Below are 14857 nucleotides of genomic sequence, written 5' to 3'. Positions count from 1 at the left end.
GGCTATGCCGTTTCTTCCGGATCGGCGGCGGATTCTCGCGGATCGGCGGCGGCAGTCCGGCCGGTACGCCGGACGAGCGAGAAGACCGTGCGGGCGCGCAGGGTGAAGCCGATCGACTCGTACAGCCGGATCGCGTTGGTGTTGCCGGCCGCCGCGTGCAGGAAGGGGTGCTCGCCGCGTTCCTTGATGCCGGCGGCGACCGCGCGGACCAGGCGGGTGGCGAGGCCCCGGCCGCGATGGGCGGGGTCGGTGCACACGGCGCTGATCTCGGTCCAGCCGGGCGGGTGGAGGCGTTCGCCGGCCAGGGCGACGAGGCGGCCCTCGTGCCGGATGCCGAGATAAGTGCCCAGTTCGACGGTGCGGGGCAGGTAGGGGCCGGGTTCGGTGCGGGCGACCAGGTCGAGGATCTCGGGGACGTCCTCGGCGCCGAGGAGTACGGCCTCGGGGTCGGGTTCGGCCCGCAGCCCGGTGTCCACGAGTTGGACACCCTGTCCGCTGCGGACGATCTCCCAGCCGTCCGGGGTCTCGCTCACCCCGCGCACCGCGGCGCTGCCGCCGGGACCGACGAGCGCGGCCAGGTCCGCCCAGGCGCGCGGGTCGTCGTTGTCGGTGATGGCGTGGAAGCCGGCGACGTCGACGGGGTAGCGGGCGGCTCGGCCGACGCGTTCGGCGAAGTGGGCGTGCGGGCCGGTGAGGGCGGCCCAGGCGGGGTTGTCCAGAACGTGGGACGTGGAGGTGGTGGTTTCGATACTGGCGGTGGCAGACATCGGGTGACGGCTCCGGTACTGGTCGCACGGGCGGGGACCCCGCCGTGACGCGGCGGGGTCCCCTTGCGGAGAGGGTGGGTCAGGAGTCGCTCAGCGGCAGTCCGGGCGGGTTGACCTCGGACTTGGCGACGGCCTCGTTGGAGAGGTTCCAGGCGGCCAGCCACTTGGCGTACTGCCCGTTCTTGATCAGGTAGTTGATGGCGTCAGCGAGGGGCTTGGCGAGGCCGCTGTTCTTCTTCGCGGTGGCGGCGATCAGGCCCTGGAGGGAGGAGCCGGCGCCGGAGTAGGTGCCCGCGTCGCGGACCGCCTTCGCGGTGCCCTTGGTGGAGGCGACCTGGTAGGCGATCGAGGGGTTCGGGGCGAGGTAGACGTCGATCTTCCCGGAGGCCAGCGCGAGGTAGGTGCTGTTGTTGTCCTGGAAGTACTTGACGCTGAGCGCCTTCTTGCCTTCGGCGGCCAGCTTCTTCTTCCACTCCAGGAGGATCCGCTCCTGGTTGGTGCCGGAGCCCACGGCGACGGTCTTGCCGGCGAGGTTCTCGTAGTTGCCGTCGAAGTTCCACTTGTCGCTCGCGGCCACTGCGAAGCCGAGGTTGTCCTCGCGATAGGAGGCGAACTCGTACTTCGCCTTGCGCTCCTCGGTGTCGGTGACGTTGGAGAAGGCGACGTCGACCTTGCCGCTGTCGAGGCCGATGAAGAGGTTCTCCCACGTCGAGTTCTTCAGCTCGGGCTTGAGACCGAGGACGGCGGCGACCAGGCGGCTGATGTCGGCCTCGGAGCCTGTGACCGTCTTCTGGTCGGAACCGACGTAGCCGAGTGGCGGGGAGCCGGCGGGCAGGAAGCCGAGGCCGATCTCCAACGTCCCGCTCTTGGCTACGGACTTGGGCAACTCGGCGCTGATCGACTTCACTTCGGAGACCTTGACGGTGGTCTGCTGGGCGGCGCCGTTCGAGAGGGCACCCACGGTGACCGTGCCGGCGGCGGTGTCGGTGGTGGTGGCCGCGTCGCTGTCGCCGCCGCAGGCCGCGAGCCCGCCGGCGAGGGAAGCGAGGACGGTTCCCGCGGTGAGTCCGCGAGTGAGTCGGCTGCGAAGGCTGAGCGGAGACATGGCTGTTCCTAGGTTCGGTGTTCGGGAAGGAGGAGGCGAAGGCGTGGAAGTGGGCGCGGTGGTACGGGAGTTCAGAGGACCTTGCTGAGGAAGTCGCGGGTCCGTTCGTGCTGCGGCTTGTCGAGGACCTCGTGCGGCGGGCCCTGCTCGACGATCTTTCCGCCGTCGATGAAGACGACCCGGTCGGCGACCTCGCGGGCGAAGCCGATCTCGTGGGTGACGATGACGAGGGTGGTGCCGCTGGTCGCCAAGTCCTTGATGACGGCGAGGACTTCACCGACGAGTTCGGGGTCGAGGGCGGAGGTCGGCTCGTCGAAGAGGATGACGCCGGGGCGCAGGGCGAGCGCGCGGGCGATGGCGACGCGCTGCTGCTGGCCGCCGGAGAGCTGCCGGGGGTAGGCGCCGGTCTTCTCACCGAGACCTACGCGGCCGAGCAACTCCCGTGCCAGTTCCCGGGCTTCGGGCTTGCTGAGCCGGCCGGTGGCGACGGGGGCGGCGGCCACGTTGTCGAGGACGGTCAGATGCGGGAAGAGGTTGAAGTTCTGGAAGACGAACCCGATCCGGCTGCGCTGCGCGAGGATGGCCCGTTCGCTCAACTCCTTGAGCCGACCGCCCTGTTGCTTCACGCCGATCAGTTCGCCGTTGACGCTGACGTAGCCGATCTCCGGCTTCTCCAAGTGGTTGACGACCCGCAGCAGGGTGGACTTGCCGGAGCCGGACGGGCCGAGGATCACGGTGACTTCGCCGGGTCGTACGGTCAAGTCGACGCCGTCCAGGACCCGGTGGGCGCCATACCACTTGTGCACGTCGTGCACCTCGACGGCGGCCGGGACGATCTCCGTCAGCGGTTCGGTGGTGTGCGTGGTCACAGCGCGGTCTCCCGACGGATGCGGGCCCGCAGATCGCTGAGGCCGGTGCGGAGCTTCTGGAACGGGGTGGGCGGCAGGGTGCGGGTGGCGCCGCGGGCGTAGTGCCGCTCGACGTAGAACTGGACGACGGAGACCACGCTGGTCAGGATCAGGTACCAGACGGTGACGACCAGGAGCAGCGGCACGATGTCGCCGGGGTAGGTGGAGCCCATCGTCTGCGCGGAGCCGAAGAGGTCGAGCAGTGAGACGTAGAAGACCAGTGAGGTGCTTTTGATCAGGCCGATCAGCTGGTTGACGTAGTTCGGGGTGATGGAGCGCAGGGCCTGCGGGAAGACGATCCTGCGGAACTGGTAGCCCTTGGGCAGGCCGAGGGCGGAGGCCGCCTCGTGCTGGCCCTGGTCGACGGAGAGGATGCCGCCGCGGACCACTTCGGCCGCGTACGCCGCTTCGTTGAGGCTGAGTCCTACGACGGCGACGGCCATGTCGGTGGCGAGTTTCGACTCGTCGAAGGAGAAGAAGGCGGGGCCGAAGGGGACGCCGATGCTGAGCGTCTTGTACAGGGCGCTGAAGTTGTAGAGGAAGATCAGCACCACGATGAGCGGGATCGAGCGCAGTGCCCAGACGTAGGTCCAGCTCACGGCGCGCAGGACCGGGCTCTTCGAGAGCCGGGCCAGGGCGAGCAGGATGCCGCCGGCCAGGCCCAACACGGCGCTGAGCGCGGCCACTTGGAGGGTGATGACGAGTCCGTCGAGGATCGTCGGGCGCAGGAACCAGTAGCCGAAGCGGTCCCACTGGTAGAAGGAGTTGGTGGCCAGGCCGTGCACGAACTGGGCGACCACGACCAGCACGACGAGGGTGACGATCCAGCGGCCGGGTCGGCGCAGGGGCTGAACCCGCTGCGCTGTGAGGGTTCTTGACGGGGCGTCGGCGGACGGTGCCTCGGCCAGGGACACGGTGGTGCCTGGGGGTTCACTCATGAGGGGGCTCCGGCGGGAGTGGGAGCAGCACCCTGGACCACGGCACCTGGGCGTGACGGAGGAGACGTTCACGGCGAGGAACGCACGGACCGGGGGCTGGAAGGACCAACGGGAAGAGCTGGGAGACTCTTGGGCGAAGTCGTCAGCCTCGACAGCGGGCACAGCCCGGTGCGGTACACAGTGCGCTGTTCACGCGCAGGAGATCGACGGCGCGGTCCTCGACCAGCGGGTTCGCGTACGGCAGTACGCAGCCGTGGGAGCGGCGCGTGGCCGTCCTCGAAGCTGCGTACATGTCCGTCACCGTTGCCGTTCCGGCCCTGAAGGGCCTCGCGCTCATTGAAGCGGTAGTAAGTCAGATACTTGTTCGACTGTCAACGACAGTCCATCAGGTGGACGGCCGGGAAGGCCCCTCAGCTGCGGCAAGCCCCGGATTCGTCCGCCGCGTGGGCCGCCCAGTCCAGGATCTGGACAGCGGCGCCGGCGGCCTCCAGGCCCCGGCAGTGCGCGTGATGGCGGCGGGCGATGCCGTCGAGGTCGAGGTGGGTGCCGAAGGCGGGGTGGGCGGCCAGGCGGCGGGCGTAGGCCCACAGGTGGGGGTGGTCGGCGATGCGCTGGACGGCGGCAGCGTCCAGGTGGTTGCGGTGCACGGTGTCCAGCTGCACCAGGGACACCCACAACTCGACGTCGGCGGCGGTGAGTTCGTCGCGGATCATGTGCTCGCGGCCGTCGAGCCAGCGGTCCAGTGAACCGAGCGTCTCCAGCAGTCGGCCGAGCGCCTCGTCCCGCTCTTCCTGTTCGACCCCGGCCGCGCCCGCGCGCTGCGCCGCGTCCTCGATGCCCTGTGCGCACAGCCGCTCGACGGCCTCGATCTCCGACTCGGCGCCGCACGGGTACAACTGCGGTCCGCTCTGGCCGAAGTGGCGGGCGAGGTCGCGTGTGATGTCGGGGGCGTGGGTGCTGACGATGCGGCCGGACCAGTCGTCGCTGAGGACCGGCGCGGCGGCGGGTCCTGAATAGCGGTGCGCGCTCGCCTCGTAGAGCGGGCGCAGTGCGGAGTGTCCACCACTCGGACAGTCGGGTACGGCGGACAGGAACACGGCCGGACAGCTCTCGTCGAGGCCGAGCAGGCTGTGGGTGACGGCGATGCGCAGTCCGTCGGCGCAGGCGGTGGACAGGTGGAGGCGGTAGCGGCGCGGCACGGCGTAGTGCCCGCTGCGCGCGTCGCTCCCGATCCGGCCCCGGAACGTGGGGGTGGAGCGGGGTGAGGGGATGGCGGCGAGAGGGGTGCTGGACATGGGACTCCCCGGGTACGGGCGCGTGGACGTACGCGCGGCGGAAGCGTCGTCGTGCGGAGGACGGGGGTTCAGCGCAGGGGGTTCAGCGCGCTGCAGACCCGCAGCAGGTCGATGTGACGGCGGGAGGTCAGAAGAGGCGAACGGCCCACGCGACGAGTGGTGACCGGCTCAAGCCCCATGTTTCCCTACCTGTTCACTAGGATTCCCTACTGGAGTGTCGATCCGCCGCGACCCGGGGTCAAGAGGGCGTCCACGGACCGGGCACCGACCGCCCGCCCCGTGGACACCCCGGCGCCGCTACTTCGCGTACATCAGCGTGCCGAAGCCGAGCTGGTCGTAGCCGCCGCTGTCGGAGCCGTAGTCACCTCCCCCGCCCTCGGGCGCGACGAGGTCGTAGTACATGGCCGAGATGTACTTGTCGTCGAGGCCGATACGCCGGTTGTAGTGGAAGTGGAGCATCGCCCACACCGGCCGGATCTGGCCGCGCGAGGCGGAGGAGATCACCGTCTGGGACGACTGGGCGCAGCTCTGCCCGGTGCCCCAGGTGTAGGTGGTGAAGGGCACGTCGCTCCCGCTGTTGTACTTCGCGACGTACTGGGCGGCCTTCATGAAGCGACGGCTGTCGTACGAGTACAGGTCGTCGCCCTGATTCCAGGCCATCTCGCAGATCGCGCCCATCTGCCCCATGCCCATGACGGTGTGGCCCTGGTCGCGGCCGGACTCCTGCCACTGGCCCAGCGCGTAGCCGTCCGCGTCGGTGTACAGATACGGCACCGCGTGCGCGATCGAGCCGTTGCCCGCACCGGACTTGAAGTACGTGACGGCCTGGTCGTACTTGGCGGAGTCCTCGTTGAGGATCCCGATGGCCAGCACGGACGCCATGTTGCACAGGTCCCAGTTGGCCCAGTAGTTGGTGATGCAGGCGTCGTTGTGGTTGGTCAGGAAGCTGTTGTTCATCGGGTAGAAGACGTTCGCCATCAGCTCCTGCGCGGCGGCGAGGTCGAACCCCGAGTAGTCCCGCATGAGTTCACACGCGTTGGCGAACTGCCAGCCGTAGAGACCGGCCGCGAGGAACCGGTCGGCGTCGCCGCCGATCGAAGTGAGCGTCGTGGACCAGGCGTTGAGGATGTTCGCGGCACACACCGCGTTGGCCTCGGTGCCGCCGACCTTCCAGCGCAGGGCGTTCTGGTAGGCGGCGGCGATGTCGTTGTAGAGGAGGCTGTAGTTCTGTCCCGTGCCGCCTCGGATGATCGTCGCCGTCGCCCGGTTCGTCCAGGTGGACTGGGAGTGGGAGTTGGCGGTCAGCCTGTTCCAGCCGGAGAGCCAGGGGTCGGTTCCCGCCGCGACCCTGACCTTGGCGCGGTTGATGTCACCGGCGTTGTGCAGCATGCCGGGGTGGGTGAAGGTCGCCGGTGCCGCGTGTGCGGTGGTGGCCACGGTGGCGCCGCCCAGAGCGAGGGCGGCGCCGAGGCCGCCGGCGGTCTTCAGCAGACCTCGGCGGCTCAACTCTGTTCTGCGGAGGTGCTCGTGGGGGGAAGTGCGGCTCATCGCTGTGCATCTCCAATCCATGAAGGATCAGGTGGGCGTGATGCTCACCTCGTCGAACTCGGCGGTGCAGCGGACCGGTTGGCTGCGCGAGCAGACCACCAGCCCGACGTGGTAGGGGGCGTCACCGAAGCCGGGGATCTCTCCGTCGGCGAGGGGGGTCCAGGTGACACCGTCATCGGTGGACAGCGCCGCGCTGAAGGCGGTCCCGACGCGCTTCAGCCGCAGCAGAGTCGGGAGGGTGACAGCGGCTCCGCCGGTGAAGGCGGAGGCACCGGCCACGGTCTTGCGGAGCATGAGCTGAGCGCTGGTCCCGCCGGTGACGATCGCTCCGGCGGCCTGGTCGAACGGCGACAGCGACTTCGCCATGAGCAGCCCGACCCGGTCCGTGCTCACCCCACTTCGGGAGACGATCCGCGCGACGACCTCACAGTCCCCGCTGACCGGCCGCCGCACGAACTGCCCTGTCATCCCTTGGCCGTTGGCGTTGAGATCGACGCCCGCGCCGCGCACGGTGAAGGTCCCGCTGTCGTACGACGTACTGCCCGGCGTGGTGATCGCCACCACGCCCAGCGTCCCGAAGTCACGGTCGTCGAGCACGGTGTCGCCGAGATCGCCGTACGTCCACGGCGAGGCCGGCGCGGTGCCGACCATGAGCGTGAGGGTGCCGGTCGTGGTTCCGGAGGCGTTGGCCGCCGTCGTCGCGACCGTGAACTCGCCTGTCTCCGTGGGGATTCCGGAGATGAGCCCGGTGCGCCGGTCGACACGCAGACCGCCGGGCAGCCCGTCCGCCGCGAACAGCACGGGCTCGTGTGAGGCTCGCAGCAGATACCGGAAGGCGGCACCCTGGTTCGTGAACACGGCGGTGGTGGATGTGAGTTGGGGCTGCGCCGGGGTCGGCATCACGGCCTGCACCGGTGTCGAACGCGGCCCGCGTCCACCGGCGTTGGTCTTCGCGACCGTGTAGTGGTACGTCGTTCCCGGCATCCCCGTCGCGTCGATGTACCGGACGCGGGTACCGAAGCCGACCGGGCCGACGCGGGTGGCGAGGGTCTTGTACGGTCCGCCGGTGCGCGGGGCGCGCAGCACCGCGTACTCGGCGGAGAGGTCCGGGTCGCTCCACGCCAACTCGACTGCGTCGGCGCCGGTTTCGGCCCGCAGGCCGGTGGCGGTGCGGGCGGGGCGGGGTACGCACCAGACCGTGCCGGACGAGGAGGTCACGGTGACGTTGTCGAAGGCGCCGGTGCCGGTCTCGGCGTAGTCCTCGTCGACACCGAGGCAGGAGGTGAGGGCGAGGCCCGCGTGGGCGGTGCGGCCCAACTCGACCTCGGTGGAGCCGACTTCGGTCCAGTGGATGCCGTCGGGTGAGATGGCGCCGGTGCAGCGCGCGCCCTTCCTGGTCACCCGTACCCAGTAGGGCGCCCGGAGCCGGTATCCGTCGCCCGCACCCTCAACACAAGGCGCCTCCAACGGTGTTGCCGACTCGGGCAGCGCGCCGAGGTTGGAGATCGGGAAGGCGGCGTTCACCGTGATCGCCTGCTGCTGGGAGGGCGGTACGGGGGTGCTGCCGGTCGCGGAGATCGCCGCGCCTGCCGACGGACGTACCGTCCACACCCCGCTCCAGGTGTGCAGCGGCAGCCCCTGGATCAGCATCGAGGCGTGCGCCGCGTCCGCGTCGAGCGAGGACCGGACGGTGACGCCGATCTTGGTGTACTGCGAGCTGAGCGGCCAGACGATCCGCGCGGTGACCGTGCCGTCGCCGCGCAGCGGGAGGTGGACGAGACGGTAGGTGTCGGAGGTGCCGCTCGCCTCCAGGACGAAGCGCTCACCGTCGTAGGCGGTGGCACCGGGGATCTTCACCTCTCCGACATCGCGGGTCGACCAGGGTCCGGGAAGACCGGCGGAGGCGGCGGCCCACGCTGAACTGCCGCTCCTCCCAGGGGTGTTGGAGGCGGCGACCGTGTAGTAGTACGTCCGGCCGGCGTGCACGTTCTTGTCGGTGTACGTCGGCCGGTCGACGCCGGAGGCGATCTGCTCGTAGTGGCCGTCCACGTCGGTGGCCCGCAGGACCGTGTAGGTGTCTGCCCAGGTAGACGGGAGCCAACTCACCGTCACGGAACGGTCGTTGCCGATCGCGGTGACACCGGCCGGTGGTGTCGGGACGGTCGGCGAGGGGGTCGTAGCACCGGCGTAGGCGAAGGTGCCCCAGCTCGGGAGGTCGTCGTTGCTGCCCTCGATGACGCGGGTACCGCCGGCGCCGCGGAAGACGGCGTTCTTCGTGTACGGGGTGTCCAGGCCGCGCACACCGGCGTAATGGGCGTACGCCATCTCGTAGATGGGCGGCAGGGTGCCGCGCGAGGTCGCCGAGACCGCCGTCTTGATGTACTTGCCGGTGCGGTCGAGATCAGGGACGAAGGGAACGTCGCCGCCGAGGTTGTAACGGGCGGCGTATTCGACGTTGGCGAGGATGCGGTTGTCGTCGAACCCCCAGAGGTCGACGCCCTGGTTCCAGGCGACCTGCGCGGCGTCCGCGAGGAGGCCTACGGCGAGCTGTTCGTGGCCCTGGTCCCGGCCGCTCTCCTGACCCTGGCCGGCGTCGGTGACGATGCGGTGGAGGACGCTGCCGTTGCCGGAGCCGGCCGCGGCGAAGCGGAGCGCGTCGTGGAAGAGGGTGGGTTCCTCGCAGAACACGCCTATGGCCAACAGGGATTGAAGGGACGTCAGGTCCCAGTTGCCGTTGGCGTAGAGCATGTAGCAGGACAGCGCCGGGTACCAGACGCGGAGGAAGGACTCCTCGCAGCGGGCGATGTCGGCTGCGGTCCAGCCGTCGTAGCCGGTGTGGCGGAGGAGTTCGGCGGCGTTGACGAACTTGAAGGCCTGGAGGCCGGCGCCGAGGGGGCCGTCGGCTCCGGTGATGGCGGTGAGGGAAGCGGACCAGGCGTTGAGGATGTCGCGGGCCTTGTCGGCGTGTGCCGTGTCTCCGGTGACCGACCAGATGAGGGCGTTCTGGTAGGCGGCGGCCGAGTCGGCGACGGCCTGGTTCTGGTAGTTGGCGGGGCCTCGGCCCCAGGTGGTGATCTGGCCGGTGTTCTGTACGGCATACGACGTCGAGGAGCGGGCGTTGGCGGCGAGCGCCAAGTAGCCGTCGTAGACCGGGGATTGCTTGGCGGCGACCGCTGCCTTCATGCGGGCGAGGTCGTCGGCGGTGTGCAGAAGACCAGGGTGAGTGAAAGCCGTGGTGTGGTTCTCGGCGGCCCGGGCGGTCCCGGGCACGAGCAGCCCGCACGCGCCCGAGGCCAACAGCAGGGCCGCGGTACCGCCGAGGAATCCCCGGCGGCTAAGCGAACCCGATGGAGTCACCCGCGGTTCGGCAACACCCCCCAGGGGCGCGGGGAACTGCGCGCCCAGCCACGACGGCGCAGCAGCCGACCGACAGCCCTTCCCCGCACTTCCAGCGGAGCTGGCTACAGGGATCGTCATGACGCACCGGCCGCCTCGGCCTCGGCGGTCGTGAGGAACTTCAGGTTCGTCACGTGCTCGTTGTAGAACCACTGAATCGCATCCGTGGTGTAGTACCAGCTCGGCTTCTTCATCGAGTCGGCGACGACGACCCCGTTGATGATCAGGTTCTCGAACGTGACGTTGTTGATGGCGTGTTCGGCGTCGTAGCCGAGGAAGAGCGACGGGTTGGCGTGGGTGCCCGTGTAGCTGAGGTTCTTGACGTACACGTCCTCGATGCCGCGCCCGACCGACGTGTTGTACTTCGTGTTGAACATGACCTTCATGTAAATGACCTGGCCCCAGCGGAAGTCCTCGATCCGTACGTCCTCGATGCGGACGTTCTTGATGAGGTTGGAGTCGCCGGGGTTGAGGGCGATGCAGCCCTGGTAGTTCATCTGGGGTTCGCGGTGGTCGAGGACGTCGATGTTCTTGATGACGAGGTTCTCGATCGTCTCGGGGGCGTCGCTGTTGCCGTGCGTGCCGACGTTGATGGGGTGGGCGACGTCTGCCCAGAGCGTGCAGTTCTTGACGGTGATGTCGCGGGTGTCGCCGTAGTAGTCCCAGCGGTGGCAGTAAATGGCGATGCAGTCGTCGGAGTTGCGCATGAAGCAGCCGTCGAAGGTGATCCCGGTGGAGGAGAAGACGTCGAAGCCGTCGCCGTTGCCCTTCGAACTGAACGCGCGTGCCTTGGTGACGTGGACGTTCTCGCTCTCCCCGAACGTGCCCGCGTAACCGGCCGGGTTGAGGATGATGACGTTCTCGATCCGGATGTTCTTGCTGCCCTCGCTGAGGATCGCGCCGCCGGGGTTGTTGTAGAGCACCCCGTGCCCGATGAGGCGGGACTTCTCCACGTTCTTGAAGTAGACCTGCGCGGTCAGGACGGCGCCGCCCGCGAGGTAGACGGTCTTGCCGCTGGGGACGGTGAGGACGTTGCCGGTGACGGTGTGGACGCCGGGGCCGAAGTAGATGACGTTCGGGTCGTCGGGGGACGGTGTGTGGTGCTCGACGCGGTTGGTGATCAGGTGGAGGGCGTCGAAGATCTCGTCGTTGATCTGGACGACGACGTCCTTGGGCTCGTCGAGCGTGAACCGCAGGGTGTCGCCGAGGAGTTCGGGCGTGATGCCCAGCGCGTCGGGTCTCACCCGGGCCTTGGTGGTGCCGCCCTTGAGGTACGTCACCTCGATCTCCACCGAGCCGTCGAAGTCGAAGTACGCCATCGACGAGTTGTAGACCTTGCCCGACCCGGTGTTCGCGTTGATCTCCTCGAACTGCGGCCGGTAGATGTCGAGGGTCTGCCACGTGCCGTCGGGGGTGGTACTGCGGACCCGCACTTGGAAACTGGTGTTGGTCGGCATGGTCGTCGGGCGAGGGTAAGTGACCAGCTTGGGACGGGAGTTGTGGCCGCCTCCGGCGTGGGCCGCCGTGGCGGTCAGGCCGGTCAGACCGGCGGCGAGGGCTGTGGCACCGGCCGCCTGGAGGGCCGTACGACGAGACAGGGGTGAGTTGTTCATGGGGTGCGACTCCTTGCAACAGGTGGAGAAGAGGGCTTACTTGAGGCCGCTTGCCGGGCTTACTTGAGGCCGGTCGTGGACATCCCGGCGACGAACCCCCGCTGGGCGACGAGGAAGACCAGCATGATCGGGACGACGTACATCACGGAGGCGGCGGCCTGGAGGTCGGCCACCGGGGTGCCGGCCGACGTGACGTAGGTGGACATGACGGCGACCGCGAGGGTGGTGCGGTCGGTGGACAGCAGGAGCTGTGGGGCGATGTAGTCGCCCCAGGTCCAGGTGAACGCGATCACGAAGCTCGCGCTGAGGACCGGCCAGGACTGCGGCAGGAAGATCCGCCAGAAGATGGTGGCGTAGCCGCAGCCGTCGACGATCGCGGCCTCCTCCAACTCCCTTGGCAGGCCCGCGAAGAACTGCCGGAAGAGAAAGACGAGATACGGCGCGGCGGCCAGCCCCCACAGCACCCAGGGCCAGTAGGTGTCGACCATGCCGAGCTTCGCGAAGATCAGGTAGGTCGGCAGCAGGGTGATCATCTGGGGCAGCATCATCGAGCCGAGCAGGATGCCGAACAGGGTCTTCTTGCCGGGGGCGGAGAGGCGCGCGAAGCCGAAGCCCACCCAGGCGGAGCTGAGGGTGACAAGGGTGGCGTAAATGGTCGCGATGGTCAGGGAGTTGCGGGCGTAGCCGAGGAAGTCGATGAGTTTGTAGGCGTCGGTGAAGTTGTGCCACTGGATGTGCTGGGGCAGCCAGTGCACCGGTGAAGCGGCGAGTTCGGCCGGGGTCTTCAGACCGGCGAGGACGAGCCAGCCGAAGGGGCCGAGGAACAGGCCCGTGATGGCGACGAGGACGGTGTAGAGGGCCAGTCGGCCCGCCCGCACCCGGACCGGGGACTTCACCAACGGGCTGACGGCGCTCACTTGTTGGCCTCCGGGTCGACGTTGTAGAAGACCACGCCGGACGTGAACCTGAAGATGAGTCCGGTCACGACGAGGATCAGGACGAAGAGCACCCACAGCAGTGCGGAGGCGTAGCCGTAGCGGCCGAGCGCGAAGTACTCCGCGAACACGTGCATCATGTAGAGGTAGTTGGACTGCGGGATCGCCGTGACGCCGCCCGTGGTGCCGTCGGGTGCCAGCAGCAGCGGCATGATGGTCTGCACGGAGGCGATCACGCCGGTCACGGTCTGGAAGAGCAGCACCGGCGAGAGCAGCGGCACGGTGATGCTGCGGAAGGTCCGCCAAGCGCTCGCGCCGTCGATGCGGGCCGCCTCGTGGAGTTCGCGGGGTACGTCCTGGAGCCCGGCCAGCGAGATGATCATGACGTTTCCGGCGCCCCACAGCACGCTCATCAGCAGCACGTAGCGCGCGTAGGGATCGGCAAGCCAGCCAAGGGCGTTGATGCCGAAGATGTTCAACACCCCGTTGGCGGCACCGGAGTTCTGGTCGAAGAGCTGCTTGAAGGCGATGCCCGCGCCGACCGGCGGCACCACGGCGGGCAGATAGAGCAGCGTGCGGAACAACCCGCGTGCTTTCAGCGGCCGGTTGACCAGCACGGCCAGCCCGAGCCCGGCCGCGATCGACAACGGCACGGAGGTCACCGCGAACAGGCCCGTGCGGCCCAGCGCGTGCCAGGTCACCGAGTCGGAGAACAGCTCGCGGTAGTTGCCGAGGCCGACGTAGCGCCAGTGCGGGGAGATGCCGTCGTACGTGGTGAAGCTCAGCCACAGCGCGTACGCCATGGGGACGATGGTCAGCAGCAGGAAGCCGATGATCCAGGGCGAGGTGAACATGTAGAACGCGCGGTGCCTGCGCCCGGTCGCGGTGGTCCGCGACTGCCGTACCGGCCGCGCCCGTTCACCGCTGGCGGCCGCGCCGGGACGGCCCGTGACCGAGGGGATCTGATCGACCGTCATCCCACTTGCTCCCTACCGCGCTTGAGCTGCTCGTTCATGGACGAGTTCAGGCGGCCCGCGAGGGTGTCGACGGAGATCCCGCCCGACATGGCGGCGGGGGCGGCCTGGTTGAAGAGGGCGGCGAGCGCGTCGGCCGAGGCGTAGGGCGTGAACGCGGTCACCGAGAAGTGCTTCAGCTCGGCCTCCTGTACCCGCAACGCCCGCTTCTGGTAAGACTCTTGACTGGGCATCAGGGGACGCAGGGACTTCAGGCTCGGGATGCCCCAGCCGCTCGACGCGCGTGCCTTGGCCGGTGCCTCGCCGAAGAACCACTCGAAGACCCGCCACGCGGCGTCCTTGTTGGGGGCTTTCTTCGGCATCCACAGGCCGGTACCGCCCTGGCAGGGGCTCAGGCGCGGGCCGCCTTCGAAGACCGGGGCGGGGGCGAGCCGGGACACCCGGGCCAGTTTCTTGTCGGTGTCGATCATGCCGCCGAGCCAGTAGCCGTCGCCCGCCATGGCCATCCGGCCGGCCTGATAGGTGGGCCCGTCCCAGGTGTTGGGGTCGGGCTGGATCAGGCTCGGGCCGACCTTGGCCCGGCAGTAGTCGATGTACCAGGCCAGCGCCTTGCGGGCCTCGGGGGTGGTGAAGTCGACGCGGGAGAAGTCCTCGCTGAACAGGCTGCCGCCGGCTGCGGCCGTCAACCCGGCCAGCAGACCAGGGGCGTTGAGGCCGTTGTAGCTGCCGCCGAAGACGGTCGTCTGCCCGTTCTTGCGCTGGGTGAGGCGCTTGGCGTCCTCCAACCACTGTTCATAGGTGACCGGTTGGGTCTCCGGCGGGTAGGCGACGCCCGCCGTGTCGAAGTGCGCGGTGTTGTACCAGTACATGGAGTCCTGGGAGAAGTCCTTCGCCATGCCGTAGCGCGGGCCCTTGCCCTGGCTGTGGCCGTCGTAGCGCCACAGGTCGTTGACCGGATCGAGGTCGTCGGTCTTGAGGACGCCGCTCGCGGCGAAGTACGGGTCGAGGTTCTCGACGACGTCCCGGGCCACGAAGTACGGGGCGTCCACGGCGCCGACGCCGCGCACGAGGTCCGGCGGGGCGCCGGTGGTCATCATCGCGATCAGTTTGGTGAGGTCGTAGCGCACCAGGTGGATCTTGATGCCCAAGTCCTTGTAGGCCTGGGTGACTTGGTCGGTGGTGACGTCGCCGTCCTTGACCATCAGCGTGACGGTCTCGCCCGCTCCGCTCACCCCGGTCGACACCTGGAGCGCGCAGCCACCGAGTGATGTCACGCCAACTGCCGCGCCGGTCGCCGAGAGGGCGAGAAATCGTCGGCGGCTCAGGGGCGCACCAGCACGTGGGTGCATGACCGCACCACCTCCCATAGAAACCGGTC

13 protein-coding genes are annotated in these 14857 nt (G+C 68.8%); all 13 read right to left on the bottom strand.

Going from position 1 to position 14857, the window contains the following annotated elements:
- Positions 1–2: 2 nt before the first annotated feature.
- The gene (locus tag ACIBK4_RS40775; protein WP_399003516.1) at positions 3–767 is read right to left on the bottom strand and encodes a GNAT family N-acetyltransferase; all 765 of its coding nucleotides are present in this window, start codon (positions 765–767) and stop codon (positions 3–5) included.
- Between the two features lie 79 nt (positions 768–846).
- On the bottom strand, positions 847–1872 hold the full coding sequence (locus ACIBK4_RS40770; RefSeq protein WP_399003514.1) for an ABC transporter substrate-binding protein: 1026 nt from the start codon (positions 1870–1872) through the stop codon (positions 847–849).
- A gap of 71 nt (positions 1873–1943) precedes the next feature.
- A complete protein-coding gene (locus tag ACIBK4_RS40765; RefSeq protein WP_399003512.1) occupies positions 1944–2741 on the bottom strand; it encodes an amino acid ABC transporter ATP-binding protein in 798 nt (265 codons plus the stop codon).
- On the bottom strand, positions 2738–3718 hold the full coding sequence (locus ACIBK4_RS40760; RefSeq protein WP_399003510.1) for an amino acid ABC transporter permease: 981 nt from the start codon (positions 3716–3718) through the stop codon (positions 2738–2740). The genes ACIBK4_RS40765 and ACIBK4_RS40760 overlap by 4 nt, the downstream gene beginning before the upstream one ends.
- A 142-nt stretch (positions 3719–3860) precedes the next feature.
- Complete coding sequence (locus ACIBK4_RS40755) at positions 3861–4010, bottom strand: hypothetical protein (RefSeq protein ID WP_266777327.1); 150 nt, start codon at positions 4008–4010, stop codon at positions 3861–3863.
- Between the two features lie 118 nt (positions 4011–4128).
- Positions 4129–5013, bottom strand: coding sequence for a glutathione S-transferase C-terminal domain-containing protein (locus ACIBK4_RS40750; RefSeq protein ID WP_399003508.1), 885 nt, complete (start codon positions 5011–5013; stop codon positions 4129–4131).
- 68 nt (positions 5014–5081) lie between these two features.
- Positions 5082–5192 (bottom strand): putative leader peptide, encoded by a 111-nt coding sequence (locus ACIBK4_RS40745; RefSeq protein ID WP_352181201.1) that lies wholly within the window; start codon positions 5190–5192, stop codon positions 5082–5084.
- Positions 5193–5310: 118 nt separating this feature from the next.
- Positions 5311–6561, bottom strand: coding sequence for an alginate lyase family protein (locus tag ACIBK4_RS40740; protein WP_399003505.1), 1251 nt, complete (start codon positions 6559–6561; stop codon positions 5311–5313).
- 27 nt (positions 6562–6588) lie between these two features.
- On the bottom strand, positions 6589–9918 hold the full coding sequence (locus tag ACIBK4_RS40735) for an alginate lyase family protein (protein ID WP_399003503.1): 3330 nt from the start codon (positions 9916–9918) through the stop codon (positions 6589–6591).
- A gap of 116 nt (positions 9919–10034) precedes the next feature.
- Positions 10035–11570, bottom strand: a complete 1536-nt coding sequence (locus tag ACIBK4_RS40730) for a glycosyl hydrolase family 28 protein (protein ID WP_399003502.1) — start codon at positions 11568–11570, stop codon at positions 10035–10037.
- Between the two features lie 59 nt (positions 11571–11629).
- Entirely contained in the window at positions 11630–12487 is an 858-nt protein-coding gene (locus ACIBK4_RS40725; protein ID WP_399003500.1) for a carbohydrate ABC transporter permease, read from the bottom strand.
- Positions 12484–13482: a carbohydrate ABC transporter permease gene (locus ACIBK4_RS40720; RefSeq protein WP_399003498.1), complete on the bottom strand. Its 999-nt coding sequence runs from the start codon at positions 13480–13482 to the stop codon at positions 12484–12486. The genes ACIBK4_RS40725 and ACIBK4_RS40720 overlap by 4 nt, the downstream gene beginning before the upstream one ends.
- Complete coding sequence (locus tag ACIBK4_RS40715; protein ID WP_399003496.1) at positions 13479–14828, bottom strand: extracellular solute-binding protein; 1350 nt, start codon at positions 14826–14828, stop codon at positions 13479–13481. The genes ACIBK4_RS40720 and ACIBK4_RS40715 overlap by 4 nt, the downstream gene beginning before the upstream one ends.
- Positions 14829–14857: the final 29 nt, after the last annotated feature.

The organism is Streptomyces sp. NPDC050528 (genome assembly GCF_044457795.1).
Lineage (GTDB): Bacteria > Actinomycetota > Actinomycetes > Streptomycetales > Streptomycetaceae > Streptomyces.
Note: the sequence above shows the minus strand (reverse complement) of the source record. Positions and strands in the feature narration are given on the sequence as shown.

Coding starts and splice junctions, on each gene's coding strand:
- ACIBK4_RS40715 (WP_399003496.1), bottom strand. CDS start 14,828: ATGCACCCACGTGCTGGTGCGCCCCTGAGCCGCCGACGATTTCTCGCC.
- ACIBK4_RS40755 (WP_266777327.1), bottom strand. CDS start 4,010: ATGTACGCAGCTTCGAGGACGGCCACGCGCCGCTCCCACGGCTGCGTA.
- ACIBK4_RS40740 (WP_399003505.1), bottom strand. CDS start 6,561: ATGAGCCGCACTTCCCCCCACGAGCACCTCCGCAGAACAGAGTTGAGC.
- ACIBK4_RS40720 (WP_399003498.1), bottom strand. CDS start 13,482: ATGACGGTCGATCAGATCCCCTCGGTCACGGGCCGTCCCGGCGCGGCC.
- ACIBK4_RS40745 (WP_352181201.1), bottom strand. CDS start 5,192: ATGGGGCTTGAGCCGGTCACCACTCGTCGCGTGGGCCGTTCGCCTCTT.
- ACIBK4_RS40770 (WP_399003514.1), bottom strand. CDS start 1,872: ATGTCTCCGCTCAGCCTTCGCAGCCGACTCACTCGCGGACTCACCGCG.
- ACIBK4_RS40750 (WP_399003508.1), bottom strand. CDS start 5,013: ATGTCCAGCACCCCTCTCGCCGCCATCCCCTCACCCCGCTCCACCCCC.
- ACIBK4_RS40775 (WP_399003516.1), bottom strand. CDS start 767: ATGTCTGCCACCGCCAGTATCGAAACCACCACCTCCACGTCCCACGTT.
- ACIBK4_RS40760 (WP_399003510.1), bottom strand. CDS start 3,718: ATGAGTGAACCCCCAGGCACCACCGTGTCCCTGGCCGAGGCACCGTCC.
- ACIBK4_RS40730 (WP_399003502.1), bottom strand. CDS start 11,570: ATGAACAACTCACCCCTGTCTCGTCGTACGGCCCTCCAGGCGGCCGGT.